The sequence below is a fragment of the Fibrobacter sp. genome, from assembly GCF_045112255.1.
Lineage (GTDB): Bacteria > Fibrobacterota > Fibrobacteria > Fibrobacterales > Fibrobacteraceae > Fibrobacter.
This window is the reverse complement of sequence record NZ_JBGUHR010000048.1, coordinates 1-1702: the sequence shown is the minus strand read 5'-3', so window position 1 is coordinate 1702 and position 1702 is coordinate 1. Positions and strand designations below refer to the sequence as shown.

The following is a 1702-nucleotide window of genomic DNA, read 5'->3' as shown; positions in this document are numbered from 1 at the left end:
GCTCAGGCGAGAAAATATGCGCCTAAGCGCAACAAAAATAACAAGCATAGTGGAATGCGCCGCACAGCGAGCGAAATTCCACCAATGCTTGTTGGGGACACCCCAAGCCCCGAAATGACCGCACAGCGGTCAAAAAATAATCGGCTAACGCCGAAATAAAACAAAGGAGACACCACTATGGAAAATGCAAAACGCAAGAGGGGCAGACCGCCTAAACGCAAGGTTATGGAGTTCGAGGGCATGACCTATGAGGGAGCAATCAACAACGCTCTGGACAAAGAGGTCAGAGCCGAGCTTGACGATACCCTTGCACACAAGTCCAAGGACGAGCTTTCCAACGATGAACGCAAGTACCTCAAACGCAAGAGGGAGAAGAAGTCTTACACGCTGAATGTACGCTTTACGGAATCGGAAATGCAGGATATTCTTTCTAAGTGTGAGCAGTACGGCTATAAAAACAAAACGGAGTATATCCGTGACTGCGTTCGGGCGAGGGTTGATCTCACTCACGACACCACCGACATATCGGAGTGTAACCGCCTGATGAAACGCATCGGAGCAAACATCAACCAGATACTTGTCCGACTTTACAGCACAGGTCACATCTATGCCGAGGATATTGACGAGATAAAGAGAGGGGTTAATGAAATTTGGCATACACTTCTATCCATTCAATCAAGGCAACAGACGGGGCGGCTCTCCGCTATATCACAAACGGAGATAAGACCGTCAACGGCTTATATGTGCAGTCTTATGCCTGCCGAGCCGACAGCCGAGGAGCTGCCGCCGACTTCCGAGCAGTCAGAGCAGGCGGAACAGGGCGCACCGAAATCCTCGCACACCACATAGTCCAGAGTTTCGCTCCTGATGAAGTGACACCCGAACAAGCCTTGCAAATCGGAGAGGAATTGTGCGACCGTTTCTTGCAAGGCAACTATCAATATGTGCTTGCAGTCCACACAGACAAGTCCCATACCCATTGCCACATCATCTTCAATAACACTAATCTTTACAATGGACTCAGCTTTACTTACGAACACAATCAAGGCAAGGTAAAGGAACGGTCATGGGCGCAGTTACGGGCAATTTCGGACGAGCTATGCAAGAAACACGGCATTTCTGTTATTGAGCCGAAAGCGAAAGGTGTTTCCCACTTTGAGCATGATATGCAGTTGCAGGGCAAGTCGTGGAAGGACAAGCTCCGAGCCAAGATTGCCGAAGTCGCTTTTTACAGCAAGGATTTTGCAGATTTTCTCCGCAACTGTTCTGCCAGCGGTATCGAGTATGTTTACAAGCCACAGAACAAAGTCAAGCTGAAGTTCCGTCTTTCGGGCGAGGGACAGCAGAAATTCACAAGAGCCGAAACGCTGGGCGCAGACTACACCGCCGAACGCATTGCCGAGCAGATAGAGCAGATACAGAAAGCAAAGTCTGCTATGGAAAGGCTTGCTGAAAAGAAAAATCCCGAAAAGGCATTCGCACCGTCCAAGCCTGCGGTCACAACCAAGACTGAGCCGACACCTACACCGCCGACAACTGTTGCGGACGAACCTGAAAGCAATCTCAGCGTTATGACCGAGGAGGAATATATCAAAATCCTCAACGAACAGGATATGCAGGCGCAGGCAGAAAAGGCGGCACCGCCTGCCGACCCGTGGGCAGAAATTCGTGGTATGGGCAGAGCCAATGAAATTATCGCAGA

At 50.1% G+C, this 1702-nt stretch carries 2 protein-coding genes; both read left to right on the top strand.

Features of this window, described 5'->3' with window-relative positions; all coding sequences use genetic code 11:
- Nucleotides 1-177: 177 nt before the first annotated feature.
- Nucleotides 178-849 (top strand): plasmid mobilization protein, encoded by a 672-nt coding sequence (locus tag ACJMM9_RS06885; protein ID WP_405325023.1) that lies wholly within the window; start codon nt 178-180, stop codon nt 847-849.
- On the top strand, nt 744-1702 hold a 959-nt coding region (locus tag ACJMM9_RS06880), incomplete at its 3' end, for a relaxase/mobilization nuclease domain-containing protein (protein ID WP_405325020.1). The genes ACJMM9_RS06885 and ACJMM9_RS06880, both read left to right, overlap by 106 nt.